Source organism: Vibrio sp. KMM 9700 (assembly GCF_058545285.1).
Genome location: NZ_CM178589.1, coordinates 2,414,975 through 2,433,580, shown reverse-complemented (window position 1 = coordinate 2,433,580; position 18,606 = coordinate 2,414,975). Strand labels below are relative to the sequence as shown.

Genomic DNA, 18,606 nt, shown 5'->3' with positions numbered 1-18,606 from the left:
TCATAACGTTTAAATTAGCTTACGTTTAACCCTTGTCCCAGTTTGATACTTGCTGCAATATTACGCGCGGTGCGAGTTAAATTGGCTTCGGCTTCTGCCAACACTTGGGTTAAGGCTTGCGGGCTGCGCACTGTTCCAAAGACAGCGTCAATTTTTGAATATAAATCATCGACTTCTTCACCCAGTGAGCCGGCAATTCCAATCACAGGAATGCCTTTGTCTTTGGCGCGTTTGGCGATCCCATACGGCGTTTTACCATGAATGGTTTGATTATCCATCTGTCCTTCGCCTGTGATAACTAAATCAACGCCGACTAGTTTTTGATCGACTTTTAAAGTATCCAGCACCATATCAATGCCGGGCTTAATCTGTAAATCAAAGGCGAGAGATAAACCTTGGGGCGCGCCACCAGCTGCGCCAAAACTTGTTGCTTGGTGCGTTTGTTTTCCTGTTACTTGAGCGCAAACATCGGCAAAATGACTTAATGCAGCGTCAAGTTCCGCTATCATGCTTGGATCTGCGCCTTTTTGTTTACCAAAAATATAACTCGCACCTTTTGGCCCAACCAGAGGATTAGACACATCGCAGGCTAAAACAAACTCTACCGCTTGGCATCGTGGATGAATCTCACTTATATCAATGCTTGCAAGTGAGGCCAATGGCGCGCCGCCAACGCTTAATTCGTTTTGACTCGCATCATACAGCTTGCCACCTAAGGCTTGGAAAATCCCCGCGCCGCCATCATTGGTTGCGCTACCGCCAAGCCCTAAAATGATTTTATCGACGTCCAAATCAAGGACATGTTTGATGATCTCGCCCGTGCCATAGCTGGTCGCAATACGTGGATCGCGCGCATTTGGCTCGGTTAAATCAAGGCCAGATGCGGCGGCAATTTCAATTAAAGCGGTTCGCCCTTTATCTAATAAGGCAAAATGCGCCATAACTTGTTCGCCATACGGCCCTGTCACCTCAAGGCGCTGCATTTCACCATCAAGGCCGTCCAATAAGACTTCCACTGTGCCTTCACCGCCATCAGCAAGCGGCACTATGCTGGCGGTTAAATCTGGGTAAATGGCGCGAAATCCATTTTCGATACATGCGCCAACCTCTTTGGCACTAAGTGATTCTTTAAATGAGTCTGGTGCGATTAAAATATTCATTTAGGCTCCTTGTAATCCAATACTTTTTAAATGAACTAATATGAAGGTTAGCACTTCTCCTCAATAACGGTGAAATACTGAAATATTTTCAATGCTTTGATATAATTTGGCTTCATTAAGATACCAACTTATCTTATCCCTTTCGTCTAGTAAAAAGGTTTTCCCATGATCAAAGCTATTTTTGTCGATATGGACGGCACATTTTTATCCAATCAAAAAGATTACGATAGAGAAAGATTTGCCAAGCAGTACCAAGCGCTGAAAGAAAAAGGTATTAAGTTTGTGGTCGCAAGTGGGAACCAATATTTCCAATTGGCCTATTACTTCCCTGAAATTGCCGATGAAATCGCATTCGTCGCCGAAAACGGCACTTTTATCGTCAATCAAGGCCAAGAAGTCTCTCATGATGAGATCCCAACTGAGGCTGTGATGGATTCCATCGCGCTCTTGCAAAAACGTGATGATATTGATTTTGTCGTCTGTGGCCTTGCTAGTGCTTATGCGCCTATGGATGCCTCTGCGCCTTTCATGGCTACCGCTGGTAATCACTATCGCCGCTTAAAGCAAGTGGAAAGCTTTGAGAATCTAAATGATCCTATCATCAAGTTTTCGATTAAAGTGCGTGAAGGCCGTGATATTAATCAAGTGGTTGCAAATTTAGAGCAGGCGCTTCATGGCGAGCTGACGTTTGTCACCAGTGGTTTTAGCTTTATCGATTTAATGGTGCCGGGCGTCAACAAAGCTTATGGGGTGCAAACTTTGCTTGATATCTGGGGCATTGATGCAAAAGATTGCGCAGCCTTTGGCGACAGTAACAATGATGCGGAAATGCTCGCTCATGTTGGCCACTCGTTTGCTATGGGAAATGGCAATGAAAATGTAAAATCTATTGCAAAACAAACTATTGCTAGCAATGATGAGCAAGGCGTTTTGGATGTGATTGATCAGATCCTTGCATCCAAAATAGCGTAGACTCAAACCAGCCGTCTAAAAATAGATAAAAAAAGAAGCTGCGCAAGATTCATCACGCAGCTTCTCTTATTTGTCTTCACTATTCATAATAAGTGATTAAAACTTACTCTTTACCCGGCAGTTTTTTCCAAGTCACTTTATCACGTAAGTAGGTTGGTTGCGCTTGACTTGCATCCACAGCTTCTCCATTTTGCCATGCAAACTGAGCTAAAAATGCCATGTCTTGCGCTTCTGGATAAAGCACATCACTTGGCGTGGTTTGAATACTCAGCCCTGCCAGTTCATCGGCGTAAGTCTGCCAACCTGTCCCCGCTTGTAGCCAATCCGTGCGTTGCGCATCTTGCGCTTGAGCTAAATCGAGCAATACATTTGGCGCAATCACCATTTCTTGTTGCGTCAAGGTGCCATCTTCGGTGGTAACTTCAAACGCTGCGGCTTGCCAGTCACCGTTTTCTTGGCGGCTATATTGCGCCCAATAGACTTCGCTCATGCGCGCATCAATTGACGCAGCAACCTGCTCGGCTTGATGCAGACGAAAACCTGCTTGCGCCATCGCTTTTAAGGTTGAAATACCAATTAAAGGAACACCAGCGCCAAATGCTAACCCTTGCGCAATACCTATGCCAATGCGCACGCCAGTAAAACTGCCCGGCCCTTGACCAAATGCAATCGCGTCTAGGTCTTGCAGTTTGATCCCTGCTTCCTTTAGAACTTCATCCACAAAAGGTAAAATTTTCTTGGTGTGATCTCTTGGCGCAATCGCTGAGCGCGTGTAAAGGGTATCACCTAAGATGAGGGCGACTGAGCAATTTTCTGTTGCTGTATCTAGGGCTAAAATTTTAGCGGACATGGTTTCTCTCTTATATTTTTCTACACTGAAAATTACAACAGATGCTGAGCATTGATGGTGCTTGGGTTTGCAGAGCAAAGATTTATTTGTACAAGGATGTACAAATCATAGCGACCATGGATGGCGCGAGCGTCTTTGTGGCGCAATCCAAGTATCAGCAATGTGTGTAGGATTCGATAAATTCAAAGGTGAATACTAAATTAATTAGTCGGAACTGGCTAGAAAAAGTGTCACATTTTCCAAACAGCGCGTCCGCGGCATATCTGGTAGACTGTTCAAAAACACCTTGCCATAATCGCGCGTCACCAAACGATTATCACACAAAATCAGCGCCCCACGATCATCCGTATCACGGATCAAACGCCCCACACCTTGCTTTAAAGTGATCACCGCATCCGGTAATTGGACATCTGAAAACGGCTCGCCGCCACTTAATTGGCAATCTTCAATCCGCGCTTTAAGCAAAGGATCATCTGGCGAGCTAAACGGCAGTTTATCAATGATGACGCAGGATAAAGCTTGCCCACGCACATCCACCCCTTCCCAAAATGCGCCCGTTGCTACCAGTACCGCATTGCCTAAGCTTAAAAACTGCTGCAATAACTTTTGTTTATTAGTTTCACCTTGGGTTAAAACAGGCAGATCAATGCGCTCTTTTAATTGCTCACTGACTTGGTTCATCATTTGATGCGAAGTACAAAGAAAAAAGCAGCGCCCTTGGTTGGACTCAATCACGGGAATAAGTTTGCTGAGTAGGTTCTGCGCCCGTTTTGGATCATTGGTTTCGGGCAAATACCTAGGCACGCAAAGCATAGCTTGGGATTGATAATCAAACGGGCTAGTTAAGGTTAATTGCCCGCTTGGCTTTAAACCTAACCGCTTGGTAAAGTGAGAAAAATCTTCATTCACGCTCAAGGTTGCCGAGGTAAACACCCAACTGGCGTCTAAGCTTTGCATTTGGTCTTGAAATTTATCTTGAATCGATAATGGCGTCATATGCAAACCAAAGTGACGGCCACTGGCTTCATACCAATATGAATAGCCCGGAATACTGGTATCACATATACGTTCAAGCTGCTGATTAAGCTGTAATAATCTATCAAATACGCTGTCGAGCACTTCGCTACGGCCAAGAGCTAATTTAACTACCGCGCGGGCAAAAGTGAGCGCATCTTGCAGGCGCGTGATGGATTCCACAATGGCTTGATTTGATAGCGCTTGCCGCCAATTGCCGCGAAAACCGGGGGCGCCTAAAGCGAGGTTTAAATCTAAATACGCCGTTTCAAGCTTATGCGCCGCTTTTTCTAACTGACGCATATCCGATACTTCAGTGCGATAACTGAGCAAAATATCTCGCACCACAAACTGAAACTGACGACTGGTAATGGATTGCCCAAAGTAATGGCTGGCAATATCTGGCAACTGGTGCGCTTCATCAAAAATAAACACTTTCACATCTGGCAATAACTCGCCAAAGCCAGTGTCTTTCATTGCCATATCCGCAAAAAATAAATGATGGTTGACCACGACTATATCGGCATCAAGGGCTTTTTTACGCGCTTTTAAAACGTAGCAGTCGTCAAAATGTGGGCAATCTTTACCTAAGCAGTTTTCATTGGTTGAAGTCACAAGGGGGATGGCAGGGCTATCTTCTGCCAAGTCATCACATTCGCCCAAATCACCGCTTCGACTGCTCGATGACCAAGAACGAACCTTAACTAGCTGAGATAAAAGTGTTGGGTCACTCTGATGATGGTGACTTTCTGCAATTTGGCGCTCAAGCCTTTCAATACATAAATAGTTCGCACGCCCTTTAAGTAATGCAATCTTGCCTAAATAATCTAAGGCTTTGACCATTAAAGGTAAATCGCGATGATAAAGCTGCTCTTGAAGGTTTTTCGAACCAGTACTTATCATGGTTTTTTCACCACGCAGCAAAGCTGGCACCAAATAAGCAAAGGTTTTACCCGTGCCGGTTCCTGCCTCCACAACCAATTGGCTTTGATTGACAATGCATTCGTCCACAGCTTCGGCCATCTGCACTTGCGGCTGACGCGCCTTAAACCCTGAAATGGCTTTGCTCAGGGCGCCTTGCTCGGAAAATGCAGTTTTGATCATGACGAATATCTTCTATTAAGGGGCTTTTGTTAAGGGTGCATCTTGATTCAACACGCCCTATTGAATTGTTTTATCTTCTTGGCTTGGCTGACTGTCTTGGGTAATCCAATGCTCATGAATAACCGAACCTTCTGGGATAATCAACTCTTCTTGGACTAAGTTTTGCGCTTGCCATACATTTTGCTGCGCCTTCATTTGATTGAGCAGCACTTGTTGATGCATGTGTAATTGCTCAATCTGCATCAGCACCATAAATAAAGCGCTCAATAAAATCAAGCTTACCACTAGGATACTAATAAAACCTTTTTTATAAAACTGAGGATTATTTGAGGCTTTGGTTTTCATCAGTCACCTCCTTTTGCTGCGGATTTTCTGGATCTAGATTTATTTGTTTATCAAGTATTGCCTCTTTTGTGAAAAGAACTGCCTCTGCCTTATCACGCATCTTTGCTTGTATTTCAAGCCCTCTTTGCTGCTGGGCTTCAAACATAGCTTCACGCTTTGCAAGAATTTGTTGCGCCTGCTGGCCAAGCTTAATTTGCACTTCAATCAAACCAATGCTCATCATCGCGGCCAAAATAAGGCAAATCATCGTTTCGATTAAGCTCATGCCTTGACTGTATTTTCGCACGCTTCTTCTTACGCTTTCATTACTGCGCATGCATCTCTCCTTGTAATGCGGCGGAAGTTACATCTGCTGCGAAAGTTAAATCAGATGCTTCGCTAAGAGAAACAAAGTCAGTTGCAAAAGGTCGCAAGGCAATTTTATAACGTATGACATCTTCGTTAGTTTGCTGTTTTGCTTGGTTTTGCTTATGTTTAAGCCCAAACTCAAGCCAATACAGGGGATAAACAGGGTGCGGCTTGCCGAGGGTGAATTGAAAGGATTGGTGAAATTTTTGATTGTCTAGCACATGGTTATAGCGTCCAAAGCATCTTAAATCGCTTGGCTTTATCTCGGCTGAACTTGAGATTTCACGTAAATTATAACGACAAATTTTAAGCGCCTCGCCATCAAAACGCCACGCCACCTGCTGCCAATTTTGCTGCGCATTATTATAGATGATGACGCCAAAGCTTTGCTCGCTTGGTCTCACCCAAGACAGACTCGCCTGCTCAAATTCATAATCAATTTGCCATAAGACTTGGCTCACTAAATCAGAAGCTTGAAGTTTTTGGCTGCGCTCAACTTCAAGCCAAATAAATTTGACGCTCATTTGCATGCTGACAATAAAAATAAAGCTCATCACCGCCATGCTCAGCACTAGCTCAAACAGGCTAAAGCCTTGTTGATGCTGCGGGCGCTTCATACTTGAGTTAACAGCTTTCATAACCATAGGTCTTATTTGGATTCATCGCGCAGATCCGTGCCCGCGAGCTAATATTATGCAGGCTTAATTTAAGCGGATAGCTTTCATCAATATAAAAAACAAGGCTGGCGGACGGCCCTTGAATGCGCACTCTTTGAGAATCAAACACAAGGCGGGAAAAGGTTTGGCTTGGATGAATATGTAGATGTTTAAATTCAGATGAATCAAGTATATCCGCTGAATAAGGGTACTCGCGGCATTTGCTTGGCTCTTTTGCCTCAAGGGACATTCGCCACTTGTGCGAGGAGCGCTGCATCAGGTGCACTTGCTGGGCGCAGCCTTGATTGAGCGCGACAGCTTGCGAGTTAATCAGCCAACCGCTTAAACGACTCTCAAATTGTTTTAAGGCATGGTTTTGCTGCCAAGCTTGCATATTTGGCAGGACAAATAAACTTAAACTGGCAAGCAGACTCAAGGCAATCAGGGTTTCAAGTAAACTAAAGCCTTGCTGCTTATTTGATTGTTGAAAAGATATATTAAAATAAAAGGCTAAATGCATTGGGGCTTCCATCATCAAATAGATTGATTTAAGTATGGAAACACCGCGCCAAAACACTTAGCCAATGATAAAAAATCTAAGCCTTTTCTTAAAATTAAGAAGATCGATAAGCCAATCAGTCACGCTCGCTGTCAATCACGGCTTCGAGCGTATGAGGATGGATTTTGATGCAGACATTTTGATATTTAAATGCCAAGGTTGGATTCGCTAAACGCTCGCCTTCACCTTTTGGGCTAGATGCTTTCACTTTCACCCCAAGATCGGGTAATGTCGCGTAGGTTTGCTCAAAATTTGGAAATTGCTCAAATAGCGCATCAAGCAGTTCATCTGTGGTGCGGGCTTGGCAAGGCAACACAAACTCAACATGCTCCCAGCCTTCAACTGGGTATGTTTTTTCACTTGGATAAGGCAGCTCTAACACATCAATGTATTGTTGCGCCCCAGAGAGGTTTAACTCAAAGCCTTGGGTGAGCTTTAACACCACAATTGGGCGGCCATTGATCATGGCTTGAGATAAGGTTTCCCCTTGCCAGTCTTGGTGTAGACGCTTGGCGTCATCGGCATGGTTCACGCGCATTGCGATGTGGTCCGCTTGCAGTTGACTAAAGTCTAGCCCAAGCAGGCTGGCGAGTTGGTCAATCTTGCAGGAAAAGGTGTCGATATCGGCGCGTAAGGCTTCTATTGTTAATGAAGCTGCTAAATTTTGAGTCATTTTTATCCACTTTCAAACATCTAAGAGAAAAATATAGTCTAACCTAAGAATAGTTTTTTCAACATGCTTAAATTCTTGCTATGATGTGGCAATCTTTTTTCATTGATTTTGCCCTTAAATCAAAAGCAAAATAATGGAACCTCTATTTAAGTGTCCAATTGAGAACACAAACTTGTTTGCCCTTGTATCAGCGCAGCAAAGTTGTAAGGCACATGGATGTGCCGAATAAGCGTCCATGGATGGCTGAGAGCGACTTTGCGTAGTCGATATAAGGGGAAATAAGTAAACCTCTGACAAATTGATACTTTTTATATATTTAACTAATTTTATAGGAAATGCGCGTGAATATTGCTGCTCTTATTAACGATAAAGTCTCACAAGCACTTGTTGCTGCTGGCGCTCCTGCTGGTACCCCGGCTGCAGTACGTCAATCTGCAAAACCACAATTTGGTGATTACCAAGCAAACGGCGTCATGGGCGCAGCCAAAAAACTCGGCATGAACCCACGTGAATTTGCGCAAAAAGTCATTGATGAGCTAGATCTTGAAGGCATCGCAAGCAAAACCGAAATCGCAGGTCCTGGCTTTATCAACATTTTCCTTGATACCGACTTTTTAGCCAAGCAAGCGCAAACAGCGTTAAATGATGAGCGCCTAGGTGTTGCCAAACAAGCCGAGCAAACGATCGTTGCAGATTACTCTGCGCCAAACGTTGCCAAAGAAATGCACGTTGGTCACTTACGCTCAACCATTATCGGTGACGCAGTTGTGCGTACCCTTGAGTTTTTAGGTCATAAAGTTATCCGCGCCAACCACATCGGCGACTGGGGCACACAATTTGGTATGCTGATCGCAAACCTTGAGCGTGTTGAAAACGAGAAAGGCGAAGTCTCGATGGAGCTTTCTGATCTTGAAGCTTTCTATCGCGAATCGAAAAAACTTTATGATGAAGATGAAGAATTTGCAAAACGTGCGCGTGGCTACGTAGTAAAACTTCAAGGTGGCGATGAGCATTGCGCGAAAATGTGGCGCAAGCTAGTCGACATCACAATGATCCAAAACCAGCGCAACTATGATCGTCTAAACGTATCTTTAACCCGTGACAATGTAATGGGTGAGAGTATGTATAACGACATGCTGCCTGAAATCGTCAGCGACTTAAAAGCGCAAAATATTGCGGTAGAAGATAACGGCGCGCAAGTTGTGTTCCTTGATGAATACAAAAACAAAGATGGCGATCCTATGGGCGTTATCGTGCAAAAAAGTGATGGTGGCTACCTATACACCACTACAGATATTGCTTGTGCTAAATACCGTTATCAAGAGCTTGGCGCAGATCGCGTGCTTTACTTCATTGATTCACGTCAGCACCAACACTTAATGCAAGCTTGGACCATTGTGCGCAAAGCAGGTTATGTGCCTGAAAGCGTCTCACTTGAGCACCATGCATTTGGTATGATGCTAGGCAAAGACGGTCGCCCATTTAAAACGCGCGCAGGCGGCACGGTTCGTCTAGCGGATCTGCTTGATGAAGCATGTGAGCGTGCAGCAGCCTTAATCGAAAGCAAAAATCCAGAGCTTGACGTAGCTGAAAAAGAGAAGATTGCTAATACTGTTGCCATGGCAGCGGTTAAATACTCTGATCTTTCAAAGCACCGCACTACAGATTACATCTTTGATTGGGATAACATGCTGGCATTTGAAGGCAACACTGCGCCGTATATGCAATATGCTTATACTCGTGTTGCGTCTATCTTCGCCAAAGCTGGCCTTTCTATGGATAACCTAGAAGGTGAAATCAAAGTTGTTGATGAGAAAGAAAAAGCCTTGATTGCTAAACTTCTTCAATTTGATGAAGCGGTACAATCTGTTGCGCGTGAAGGTCAGCCGCACCTAATGTGTAGCTACTTGTTTGAGCTTGCCGGTCAGTTCTCTAGCTTCTACGAAGCCTGCCCAATTCTAAACAATGAAGACGCTGCAATTAAACAAAGCCGTTTAAAACTTGCTGCATTAACTGCAAAAACCATTAAACAAGGTTTAGCGCTACTTGGTATCGAAACCCTAGAGCGCATGTAATCAGCCTTTGTGATTAAAGCTAGTCTTTGATATGAGAAATAACTAAGCCTTGGAATTCGTTCTGAGGCTTTTTTTTGCCTGCCTTTCAGTCCAACCCTCTTGATTGCACAAAACAAAAACATATATGGCTTATTTCAAATATAAAAAATCAGCTTCTCTTGTAATAAAAAGAAGCTGATTTAAATTTTAATGCTGATTGATGCAGTCTTTAACTGCTGTTAATTATCTTAACTCACATTCACTACATCGATGCGCATGGCTTGTTTTTTCGCACCATAGCGTTTAAATAGCATATACATACCTATATATAAGGCGACAACAACCGCAAGGTAGATGCCACTTGTTAATGGCGTTTGCGCAAAGTTTACGGCTTGGTAAATAAATACGGCGCTGGTATAAGCCAAAAACATAGTATAAACCGCAATAAAGCGTGCAAACTTAGAGCCAAATTCACGCACATAGGCACCCATTGCTGCCACACATGGTGTATACAGCAAGATAAAAACTAAGTATGCAAAGGCTGCATGTGAGCCGCTAAAGTAAGATTGAAGGTTGCCAAAAATACTTGTATCCACGCCTTGATCTTCAGCAGTTGCTTCAGTGTCGGTTAAATCACCCACTTCAACGCCTAGTGGATCGCTATAGCTTAGTGCGGCAAAGTTGTCCCCAATACTTTGCACAGCTTCGGTTAAGCTTGCGCCTAAATCAAACTCTGCGTCTTCATCTGTTGGGGTTGCGTACAAACTATTTAATGTCCCAACGACGGCTTCTTTGGCAAAGATACCTGTGATAATCCCAACCGTTGCCGGCCAGTTATCTTCTTCTATGCCCATTGGCGCAAACACTGGGGTGACGATTTGTGAAGCTTTTGATAACACAGATTTATCTGAATCTTCATTACCAAAGCTGCCATCAGTGCCCAAAGAGTTCAAGAAGCTTAAAATCATCACCACAACAACGATAGTCTTACCTGCGCCAAAGACAAAGCGTTTTAGTTTTTGCCAGGTTTTGATCCCGACGTTTTTCAGTCTTGGCATTTCATAGTTTGGCATTTCCATGATAAAGCTTGAGCTCACGCCCGGATAAAGCGTTTTCTTAAGTAAAATACCAGTGAAAACAGCGGCTAAAATACCAAGTAAATACAAGCCAAAAACAACGTTTTGTCCAGATTCTGGGAAGAAAGCTGCTGCAAATAAAGCATAAACAGGTAAACGTGCGCCACATGACATAAATGGCGCCATGGCAGCAGAAAGTTTACGCTCTCTTTCTTGATCTAAGGTACGGGTTGCCATAATCGCTGGCACGTTACAGCCAAAGCCAAGCACAAGCGGGACAAATGCTTTGCCCGGTAGACCAATTTTTTGCATCACTTTATCCAGTACAAATGCTGCGCGCGCCATGTAACCAGAGCTTTCAAGTAAAGATAAGAATAGATACAAGCAAGCGATCACTGGAATAAAGGTTGCTACAGTTTGAATACCACCGCCAAGACCATCCGCAAGCACAGTGACAAGCCAAACCGGTAACACGCCATCAAGCAGATAATGTCCCCCATCAACGAGTAATGCACCCACACCAATATCAAAGAAATCGATGAATGCACTGCCAATGTTGATTGAGAACATAAACATTAGGTACATTACAAAGAAGAAAAATGGAATACCTAGGTATTTGTTTAATAGAAGTTTATCTATTTTTTGGGTCATATTCTGAGTGAAGCTTTTATCGTTTTGACGACAAGTTTCACAGATCTGGTGAATATGATCATATTTAGTGCTGGTTAGATTTAAATCAATATCTAAGGCACTATTTAAATCTTGATAAACTTTACTAAAGTTTGCTTTTTGCGCTGCGTCAAAGCCTTCAAGGATTAAGGCATCTTGCTCAAGTGAGCGAATCGCAAGTGCGCGTTTTGAAATCAGTGCATCTTGATTTTCAAATAAAGGCGTAAGCTTTGTAATCGCAGATTCAACTGCTGCTGGGTAGGTAACTTTTATTGGTTCAAGTGCAAGCTTGGCGTCTAACACTTCAGCCAAATCTTTCTTCAGCTCTCGCACTTCTTTTTGATTATTTGCTGAAAGCATAAACACAGGGCAACCTAATGTTTCGCTTAATGCTTTTGTATCAATAACTTGCCCTTCACGCGCAAGGATATCTGATTTATTTAAAATCACCACCATAGGGCGGCCGAGTTCACGTAATTGCAGCGTCATATAAAGGCTACGTTCAAGCGCGGTTGAATCGATGACATTAATAATCAGATCGGCTTGAATATTGACGACAGCTTTGGAAGCAATCGACTCATCTAGGCTGTTTTCATCATTGCCGCTATCAAGCGCATAAATTCCCGGTAAATCGGTTAAATGATAGGGACGATTATCGAACTCATAGCGACCTTGCTTTTTCTCAACCGTGACACCAGCCCAGTTACCTACTTGTTGCTTAGCACCGGTTAAGCTATTGAAAAGCGTTGTTTTACCGCTGTTTGGATTACCAACGGTTAAGATATGAAAACTCATTATTCTGCCTCCACTAAGATCTTCTGAGCAACTTTTCCGCGTAGTGCCACAGAGACTCCACGGACTTCAACTTGCAGAGGGTCGCCAAAAGGCGCTTTACGCAACACGCGTACTTGGGTATTTGGCAATACGCCCATCACCATTAACTTTTTACGGATATCGGCTTCAAGATCAGAAAATTCGAGCACTCGCGCGAGTTGCCCTATTTGTAACTCATTTAATGTCATTTGCTCATACCTTAATGATAAGGATTCTTATTTGTTTTTATAATACCGTTTTTTTTGTAACAATTTCTTGCGATATCTCAAAATTCACCCAATTTAATCAAAAAGTTTTAAGACCTTTCGCCTGAATTAGGATTAAACAATGAGACTTGTCGATCGCTAGATTGGTTGTTTGGCTGGAATAAAGGTTGCGGTTGCATGGGCGCAGATTGTGGGGAGACTCTAGGTTGATATTGGTCAGCTTGACGCTGCATCAAAGGTAAATCTTGATTTATTTTAGCTAAAAACTCACGTCGCTGTGCAGACGAAAGCGGATCTGACTGTGGCAATTTGGCGGTCATAGGGTTAATTGCTTGACCAAATTTTATCAACTCAAAATGTAAATGTGGCCCTGTCACCCTTCCAGTTGCCCCAGATAAAGCTATTTGTTGCCCACGATTTACCTTTTGACCTTGATGTACCAGCACTTTACTTAAATGCAAGAAGCGTGCGCGATAAGCGCGATTGTAACGCAAGACAATATAACGCCCTGCCAGTGGATGATTGCCAATTTTAACGACCTCGCCATCGGATGTGGCAACAACCGGCGTGCCAACCGGCACAGCAAAATCAGTGCCGTAATGGGGCGCAATTTTACCTGTGACCGGATGCAGTCTCTGAGGGTTAAAGTTTGAGCTGATCCTTGCCTGAGAAAGCAAAGGTAAGCGCTGAAAAGTGGATTCTTGGGTTTGCCCTTGTCTAGAATAAAAACCTGAATTACTGGCTCGAAAAATAGAATAATCTTTACGTGGGGTGCGATACAGCGCGGCTTCAATCTGCATTTGCGACATATCTTGGGCGCTTAAGCTAAATTTAGGCGCGGTTAAAATCAAGGTCAGATAATTCACCCCGATCTGAGGTTTGCCTAAATCAACTTGAGGTTGCAAGCCAAGTACAACGCTTTGAATTTGCTTTAAACTTAAACCAAGCGCCTTGGCGGATTGATAAAAATTGCCTTTGATCTCCCCAAAAACCAACACCTTATTTTTACTCACCCGTTGGCTCTGCTGAGCGCTTTGGGCCACTTTAATACTTGGCTCAGTTTGCTTAACTTGAGAGTGCTCGGATAATGATGGCGTTTGTTGCAACTGTTTATCTAATTCATCTTGATGAAACTCAAATGCAGGGTCATCAAATGCAACTTGCTCTTCTTGCCAACTATCTGGCGCGGAAGAAAAAGTGAGCGAATGAAACAAAGGTAGGCGTAGGAGGATCAAAAAGGCGCACAAAAACAGCAGCAAAAGACTGAGCCTTTGCTGCCACTTTGGGATTTGTCGCCAAGAGGTTGCAATCCATGCTTTCATGAAGCTAAATACACTTCAATGGTTCGTTTCATTCACTTATCTTTTATTTTTTTAAGCAAGAAAGGTAACTATTTTTAAGACTATCTAAAAAGTCAAAATAGCTGCCTGATTTCACATCAATCTTGGTTCCAAGCGGATCAATCTCGCCAATTTTAACATCTGTGCCTTTGACAACGGTTTCAATAATTGCGGGTTTAAATTGAGGCTCAGCAAACACACAGACAGCATTTTGTGCGCTTAAATCCTCACGGATCGTTTGCAGAGTCTTCGCGCCTGGGCTACGCTCAGGGCTCACAGTAAAGTGACCTAAGTTATTTAGCTTAAATTTAGATTCAAAGTATTGATAACCATCGTGGAAAACATAATACCCTTGTGCATCAATTGGTGCTAACGCTTCTTGTATTTGTGTGACCTTCTGCGCTAAATTTTGCTTAAAACTTGCGAGGTTGGCTTGATATGTAGCTGCATTTTCAGCGTCAAGCTCAGTTAGTCTTTGAGTTAGAATGGTTGCTGTTTCAAGTGCTTGATCTGGGCCAAGCCAAATGTGTGGGTCTTTGCCGGTGTGCGAGTGACCATGGTGACCTTCTTCTTCATCATGATGTTCATGTTCATCTGCATGTTCGTGGTGATCGCCATCCTCATGATGTTCATGCTCATCTGCATGTTCGTGGTGATCGCCATCCTCATGATGCTCATGCTCATCTGCATGATCGTGATGCTCACTATCCTCATGGTGCTCATGCTCATCTGCATGATCGTGATGATCACCGTCATCATGGTGCTCTGCGCCTGAATGATTATATTCACCAAAGTTTAAAAAGTGGATATCTTGTTGCGCTGACAGTTGCAGCGAATTAGCCTCATCTTCAAGCAAGTGATCTAAAAAGGTTTCAAGCTCAGGGCCAACCCAAAGCATAACATCGGCTGATTTAATTTTACGAATATCAGATGGTTTTAACGCATAATCATGTGGTGATGCAGTGCTATTTAATAAAAGCTCCGGCTCTGTCACCCCTTGAGTAATTTCATTGGCAATCAGTTGCAAAGGCTTCACCGAGGTCACAACCTGTGGCGCAGCGATACTTGCAGCAGAGTACATCGCAAAGCTTGAGCCAAGCAAACTGGTTAAAACAAAACTTAATTTAGATTTTTTCACGAAGATTCCTTTTAATACTTTCTATGCTTGCCGTTAAACCAAGCCAAATGTTACAATATAACAAGACGACAAAATGTTACTATATAACATTACTTCATGACAAGCTGGTTTTCGATGACTTCCCTAATTTCTTTACACAATATCAATGTCACATTTGATAATAAACAAGCACTGCAAAATATCACCCTTGATATTGAAGCAAATAACATCATTACTATTATCGGTCCAAATGGCGCAGGTAAGTCAACCTTAGTCAAAGTGATGCTTGGCTTGCTCAAACCTACTTCAGGTAAAATTAATCGTGCGCCAAAACTCAAAATTGGTTATGTGCCGCAAAAGTTACGTCTTAATGAAACCTTGCCATTAACGGTCGATCGCTTTTTAAAACTTGCAGGCAAAAACACTCTTGCGCAAAGACAAGCGGTACTCGAACGTGTTGGCGCGGGGCATCTTGCAAAACAAAATATGCATCGTTTATCTGGTGGTGAAAACCAACGCGTCTTACTTGCTCGCGCCCTACTTAAACAGCCTAATTTATTAGTTCTCGATGAGCCAGCCCAAGGCGTTGATGTCCAAGGTCAAATCGATTTATATAAACTGATTAATCAGATCCGCCATGAAACAGGTTGCGGCGTGCTGATGGTGTCGCATGATTTGCATTTAGTGATGGCGCAAACCGATGAAGTGATTTGCTTGCAGCACCATATTTGTTGTCATGGTAGCCCAGAATCTATCAGTAAGCACCCAACTTATATTGAATTATTTGGTCAAAGCGCTAAAGATACGCTCGCAGTTTATCACCATAATCATAAGCATGAGCACACGCTCTCGGGTGAAGCTGTCAGTGAATGCTCACACCAAGATTGTCACCACAACACTCAGCCAACAAGTGCTAATCACAAAGGTTAATTATGTTTGAACTCTTACTTCCAGCGCTGATTGCAGGCTTAGGTATTGCATTAATTTCAGGCCCACTTGGTTCGTTTATTGTTTGGCGTAAAATGGCATATTTTGGCGATACCCTTGCCCACGCCTCGCTGCTTGGCTTAGCTTTAGGCTTCTTGCTCGATATTAATATCTATCTTGCATTAGTGCTTTGCTGCATCGTGTTGGCTATTGTGCTCACCCAGTTGCAACGACAAAAAGTGGTCGCCACCGATACCTTACTTGGTATTTTGGCGCACAGTTCACTCTCACTAGGTTTAGTTGCGGTGAGCTTTTTAGATAATGTGCGGATTGATTTAATGAGTTACTTATTTGGCGATCTCTTATCTGTCAATACGCAAGACTTACTTTTTATTTACTCAGGCGGCGCCGTTATTTTGGCCTTACTTGCTTATTTTTGGCGTGACTTACTCAATAGCTCCATCAATGAAGATTTGGCTGAAGTCGATGGCGTGAGCGCAGATAAAATGCGCCTGCTATTAATGCTTCTGGTAGGGTTAATGATCGCACTTGGAATGAAGTTTGTTGGCGCTTTAATTATTACCTCACTTTTGATTATTCCTGCCGCTACCGCGCGCCGTTTTGCGAAGACGCCAGAGCATATGGCGCTCCTTGCATCTTTCATTGGCATGCTTGCGGTTATTGGCGGCATCAGTATGTCTTGGTTTTATGACACCCCAACCGGCCCATCGGTTGTCGTCTGCGCTGCATTTATCTTTTTACTTACTCAGTTTAAAAAGATAGACGATTAAGATCTTAAGCTAAGATAACCCCTGCAATAATGCCGCTGGCGCTGACCACAAGCCAAGGCGGCAATTTCCAAAACACCAATGCCACAAAAGCAATCAGCGCCAAAGCGAAATCTTTGGACTGATGAATCGCGCTTATCCAAACTGGCTGATAGAGGGCTGCAAGCAGTAAGCCAACCACGGCTGCATTGACCCCACACAAAGCGGCTTGGGTGCGAGCATGTGAACGTAAACACTCCCAAAATGGCAACGCCCCTGTGACTAATAAAAAAGAAGGGATGAAAATAGCCAATAAACATAGCATGCCGCCCAACCATCCGCTTGGCGCATCATTCATCGACGCCCCAAGAAATGCAGCAAAGGTAAACAAAGGCCCAGGAACGGCTTGCGCTGCGCCATAACCGGCTAAAAAGGTGTCTTTATCAACCCACCCACTCGGCACAACTTCAGCTTGAAGCAATGGCAGCACCACATGTCCACCACCAAAAACTAATGAGCCACTGCGATAAAAAGTATCCAGCACAGCTAAGCTTTGGTTTGGGTATTGGTTGGCTAAAAGCGGCAATCCGAATAGCAAACTAAAAAATAAAACCAAGCATATAAAGCCTGCTTTACGCCCGAGTTGGATCGGTAACGGATCATGCGTAGCCACTTGCTCTGGTTTAAAAAATAAAAGCCCAATCAGCGCCGCAATGCCAATCACGCTTACCTGTCCCCAAGCCGATGGAACCATTATCACGAAACAAGTTGAGGCAGCCATAATCGACACCCTTGCTGCATCTGGGCAAAGGTTTTTACCCATTCCCCAAACGGCTTGCACAACCACTGCCACTGCGGCAATTTTTAGGCCATTTAACACCCCAACTGGCATCGCATCAGCATAATGACTAAGCCCCAGCGCAAAAAGAATCAAAGCAATGGCAGATGGCAAGGTAAACCCAAGCCAAGCAGCTAAAGCGCCGCTATAACCTGCGCGAGAAAGGCCTAATGCAATTCCCACTTGGCTACTCGCAGGGCCTGGCAAAAATTGACACAAGGCGATTAAATCCGCGTAACTTTGCTCAGATAACCATTTACGTCGGCTCACAAACTCATCACGAAAATAACCTAAATGCGCAACCGGCCCACCAAATGATGTGAGACCTAGCTTAAGAAAAATAACAAAAATATTCCAAGCGCTTCGACTTTCAAACCTATCCATTTGGCTCTTTGCCACAATCTGTACTCCGTTAAAAAGCTAAATCCTATCTAGGTTTTGAATATAACCTTGCAAGTCTTGATCGGCTTTAAGATCAAGCAAAGCATCATTGAAGAAAAACCTTGGCGTCCCCCACACTCCTTTGATTGCCGCATAACGGTTTGGTGTACGTCCAATATGGTACAATTCATCCTGCGTTAATGCGTCAATAAAACCATCTAAGTTCTGGAAACTATTCGCAAATCTCTTATCGTATTGACGCAATTGATCCAAGCAAAAGAGATATAAATCTTGATGTGTTTTATTATAAAAAGCTTTATCTCTAAAGCTCTCTTGATTGGCAAATAAAGTATCAATCAAGCCAAGTGCTTTTTCACCATCCCTTTTGGCATATAAGTGGACAGTTTTAGTTAACTCCCAGCTTTGCCTATGATTGGATAGACTAATCAAGTGTAAACGTACCCCGATCGTTTCATCCGCCTGAGTTAACAAGGCATAAATAGTTGGCCAAGCGATTTTTGAATGCGGACATTGAAGATCAATAAATATCTCCACTTGCTTGGCGGCGTTCATATCAGAAAATTGAAAACCGCTTCTATATTTACTTACCGGTATCGGCATGCGCTCCTCCTTGGACTAATGTTCAGGCATAAAAAAAGGCAGCCATCACGGCCACCTTCTTAGCATAACTTAATTTCTGTTACCTTTTGACGACA

18 protein-coding genes are annotated in these 18,606 nt (G+C 43.5%); 4 read left to right on the top strand and 14 right to left on the bottom strand.

Translation table 11 applies throughout. From position 1 onward, the window contains the following. Positions 1-14: 14 nt before the first annotated feature. A complete protein-coding gene (locus AC2VOY_RS10825) occupies positions 15-1,160 on the bottom strand; it encodes a glycerate kinase (RefSeq protein WP_491831370.1) in 1,146 nt (381 codons plus the stop codon). Between the two features lie 165 nt (positions 1,161-1,325). Here AC2VOY_RS10825 and AC2VOY_RS10820 point away from each other — a divergent pair, with 165 nt between their 5' ends. Continuing rightward, entirely contained in the window at positions 1,326-2,132 is an 807-nt protein-coding gene (locus AC2VOY_RS10820) for a Cof-type HAD-IIB family hydrolase (protein WP_491831369.1), read from the top strand. A gap of 103 nt (positions 2,133-2,235) precedes the next feature. Here AC2VOY_RS10820 and tsaB read toward each other — a convergent pair whose 3' ends face one another. The 7 genes from tsaB to AC2VOY_RS10785 all read right to left on the bottom strand — a co-directional run bounded on the left by tsaB (position 2,236) and on the right by AC2VOY_RS10785 (position 7,681). Continuing rightward, positions 2,236-2,982 (bottom strand): tRNA (adenosine(37)-N6)-threonylcarbamoyltransferase complex dimerization subunit type 1 TsaB, encoded by a 747-nt coding sequence (gene tsaB / locus AC2VOY_RS10815; RefSeq protein ID WP_491831368.1) that lies wholly within the window; start codon positions 2,980-2,982, stop codon positions 2,236-2,238. 204 nt (positions 2,983-3,186) lie between these two features. Beyond that, complete coding sequence (yoaA, locus tag AC2VOY_RS10810; RefSeq protein ID WP_491831367.1) at positions 3,187-5,100, bottom strand: DNA repair helicase YoaA; 1,914 nt, start codon at positions 5,098-5,100, stop codon at positions 3,187-3,189. Positions 5,101-5,157: 57 nt separating this feature from the next. After that, positions 5,158-5,445: a hypothetical protein gene (locus AC2VOY_RS10805; protein ID WP_491831366.1), complete on the bottom strand. Its 288-nt coding sequence runs from the start codon at positions 5,443-5,445 to the stop codon at positions 5,158-5,160. Further along, positions 5,423-5,761, bottom strand: coding sequence for a type IV pilus modification PilV family protein (locus AC2VOY_RS10800; protein ID WP_491831365.1), 339 nt, complete (start codon positions 5,759-5,761; stop codon positions 5,423-5,425). Before AC2VOY_RS10800 ends, AC2VOY_RS10805 begins: the two co-directional genes overlap by 23 nt. Next, on the bottom strand, positions 5,751-6,431 hold the full coding sequence (locus AC2VOY_RS10795; RefSeq protein ID WP_491831364.1) for a PulJ/GspJ family protein: 681 nt from the start codon (positions 6,429-6,431) through the stop codon (positions 5,751-5,753). The genes AC2VOY_RS10800 and AC2VOY_RS10795 overlap by 11 nt, the downstream gene beginning before the upstream one ends. Further along, on the bottom strand, positions 6,418-6,969 hold the full coding sequence (locus AC2VOY_RS10790) for a prepilin-type N-terminal cleavage/methylation domain-containing protein (protein WP_491831363.1): 552 nt from the start codon (positions 6,967-6,969) through the stop codon (positions 6,418-6,420). The genes AC2VOY_RS10795 and AC2VOY_RS10790 overlap by 14 nt, the downstream gene beginning before the upstream one ends. Positions 6,970-7,084: 115 nt before the next feature. After that, complete coding sequence (locus tag AC2VOY_RS10785; protein ID WP_491831362.1) at positions 7,085-7,681, bottom strand: VOC family protein; 597 nt, start codon at positions 7,679-7,681, stop codon at positions 7,085-7,087. Between the two features lie 341 nt (positions 7,682-8,022). On the opposite strand from AC2VOY_RS10785, the gene argS reads away from it, so the two are divergent. Continuing rightward, positions 8,023-9,756, top strand: a complete 1,734-nt coding sequence (argS, locus tag AC2VOY_RS10780) for an arginine--tRNA ligase (RefSeq protein WP_491831360.1) — start codon at positions 8,023-8,025, stop codon at positions 9,754-9,756. Positions 9,757-9,983: 227 nt separating this feature from the next. Here argS and feoB read toward each other — a convergent pair whose 3' ends face one another. From feoB to znuA, 4 genes are all read right to left on the bottom strand, one after another. Then, positions 9,984-12,275: a Fe(2+) transporter permease subunit FeoB gene (gene feoB, locus AC2VOY_RS10775; protein ID WP_491831359.1), complete on the bottom strand. Its 2,292-nt coding sequence runs from the start codon at positions 12,273-12,275 to the stop codon at positions 9,984-9,986. Beyond that, entirely contained in the window at positions 12,275-12,502 is a 228-nt protein-coding gene (locus AC2VOY_RS10770; RefSeq protein WP_491831358.1) for a FeoA family protein, read from the bottom strand. Before AC2VOY_RS10770 ends, feoB begins: the two co-directional genes overlap by 1 nt. Positions 12,503-12,609: 107 nt before the next feature. Further along, entirely contained in the window at positions 12,610-13,842 is a 1,233-nt protein-coding gene (locus tag AC2VOY_RS10765; RefSeq protein ID WP_491831357.1) for a peptidoglycan DD-metalloendopeptidase family protein, read from the bottom strand. Between the two features lie 43 nt (positions 13,843-13,885). Then, entirely contained in the window at positions 13,886-14,998 is a 1,113-nt protein-coding gene (znuA, locus tag AC2VOY_RS10760; RefSeq protein ID WP_491831356.1) for a zinc ABC transporter substrate-binding protein ZnuA, read from the bottom strand. Positions 14,999-15,112: 114 nt separating this feature from the next. On the opposite strand from znuA, the gene znuC reads away from it, so the two are divergent. Then, entirely contained in the window at positions 15,113-15,907 is a 795-nt protein-coding gene (gene znuC / locus AC2VOY_RS10755) for a zinc ABC transporter ATP-binding protein ZnuC (protein ID WP_491831354.1), read from the top strand. Between the two features lie 2 nt (positions 15,908-15,909). Further along, a complete protein-coding gene (gene znuB / locus AC2VOY_RS10750) occupies positions 15,910-16,695 on the top strand; it encodes a zinc ABC transporter permease subunit ZnuB (RefSeq protein ID WP_491831353.1) in 786 nt (261 codons plus the stop codon). Between the two features lie 4 nt (positions 16,696-16,699). Here the strand turns inward: znuB and chrA are convergent, their stop codons facing one another. Continuing rightward, positions 16,700-17,893, bottom strand: a complete 1,194-nt coding sequence (gene chrA, locus AC2VOY_RS10745) for a chromate efflux transporter (protein ID WP_491831351.1) — start codon at positions 17,891-17,893, stop codon at positions 16,700-16,702. A gap of 36 nt (positions 17,894-17,929) precedes the next feature. Continuing rightward, positions 17,930-18,511 carry a DsbA family protein gene (locus AC2VOY_RS10740; RefSeq protein WP_491831350.1) on the bottom strand — a complete coding sequence of 194 codons (582 nt, stop codon included), beginning with the start codon at positions 18,509-18,511 and terminating at the stop codon, positions 17,930-17,932. Positions 18,512-18,606: the final 95 nt, after the last annotated feature.

Coding starts and splice junctions, on each gene's coding strand:
- tsaB (WP_491831368.1), bottom strand. CDS start 2,982: ATGTCCGCTAAAATTTTAGCCCTAGATACAGCAACAGAAAATTGCTCA.
- AC2VOY_RS10795 (WP_491831364.1), bottom strand. CDS start 6,431: ATGAAAGCTGTTAACTCAAGTATGAAGCGCCCGCAGCATCAACAAGGC.
- AC2VOY_RS10785 (WP_491831362.1), bottom strand. CDS start 7,681: ATGACTCAAAATTTAGCAGCTTCATTAACAATAGAAGCCTTACGCGCC.
- feoB (WP_491831359.1), bottom strand. CDS start 12,275: ATGAGTTTTCATATCTTAACCGTTGGTAATCCAAACAGCGGTAAAACA.
- AC2VOY_RS10790 (WP_491831363.1), bottom strand. CDS start 6,969: ATGCATTTAGCCTTTTATTTTAATATATCTTTTCAACAATCAAATAAG.
- chrA (WP_491831351.1), bottom strand. CDS start 17,893: ATGGATAGGTTTGAAAGTCGAAGCGCTTGGAATATTTTTGTTATTTTT.
- AC2VOY_RS10805 (WP_491831366.1), bottom strand. CDS start 5,445: ATGAAAACCAAAGCCTCAAATAATCCTCAGTTTTATAAAAAAGGTTTT.
- AC2VOY_RS10740 (WP_491831350.1), bottom strand. CDS start 18,511: ATGCCGATACCGGTAAGTAAATATAGAAGCGGTTTTCAATTTTCTGAT.
- znuB (WP_491831353.1), top strand. CDS start 15,910: ATGTTTGAACTCTTACTTCCAGCGCTGATTGCAGGCTTAGGTATTGCA.
- AC2VOY_RS10770 (WP_491831358.1), bottom strand. CDS start 12,502: ATGACATTAAATGAGTTACAAATAGGGCAACTCGCGCGAGTGCTCGAA.
- znuC (WP_491831354.1), top strand. CDS start 15,113: ATGACTTCCCTAATTTCTTTACACAATATCAATGTCACATTTGATAAT.
- AC2VOY_RS10820 (WP_491831369.1), top strand. CDS start 1,326: ATGATCAAAGCTATTTTTGTCGATATGGACGGCACATTTTTATCCAAT.
- AC2VOY_RS10765 (WP_491831357.1), bottom strand. CDS start 13,842: ATGAAAGCATGGATTGCAACCTCTTGGCGACAAATCCCAAAGTGGCAG.
- yoaA (WP_491831367.1), bottom strand. CDS start 5,100: ATGATCAAAACTGCATTTTCCGAGCAAGGCGCCCTGAGCAAAGCCATT.
- AC2VOY_RS10825 (WP_491831370.1), bottom strand. CDS start 1,160: ATGAATATTTTAATCGCACCAGACTCATTTAAAGAATCACTTAGTGCC.
- AC2VOY_RS10800 (WP_491831365.1), bottom strand. CDS start 5,761: ATGCGCAGTAATGAAAGCGTAAGAAGAAGCGTGCGAAAATACAGTCAA.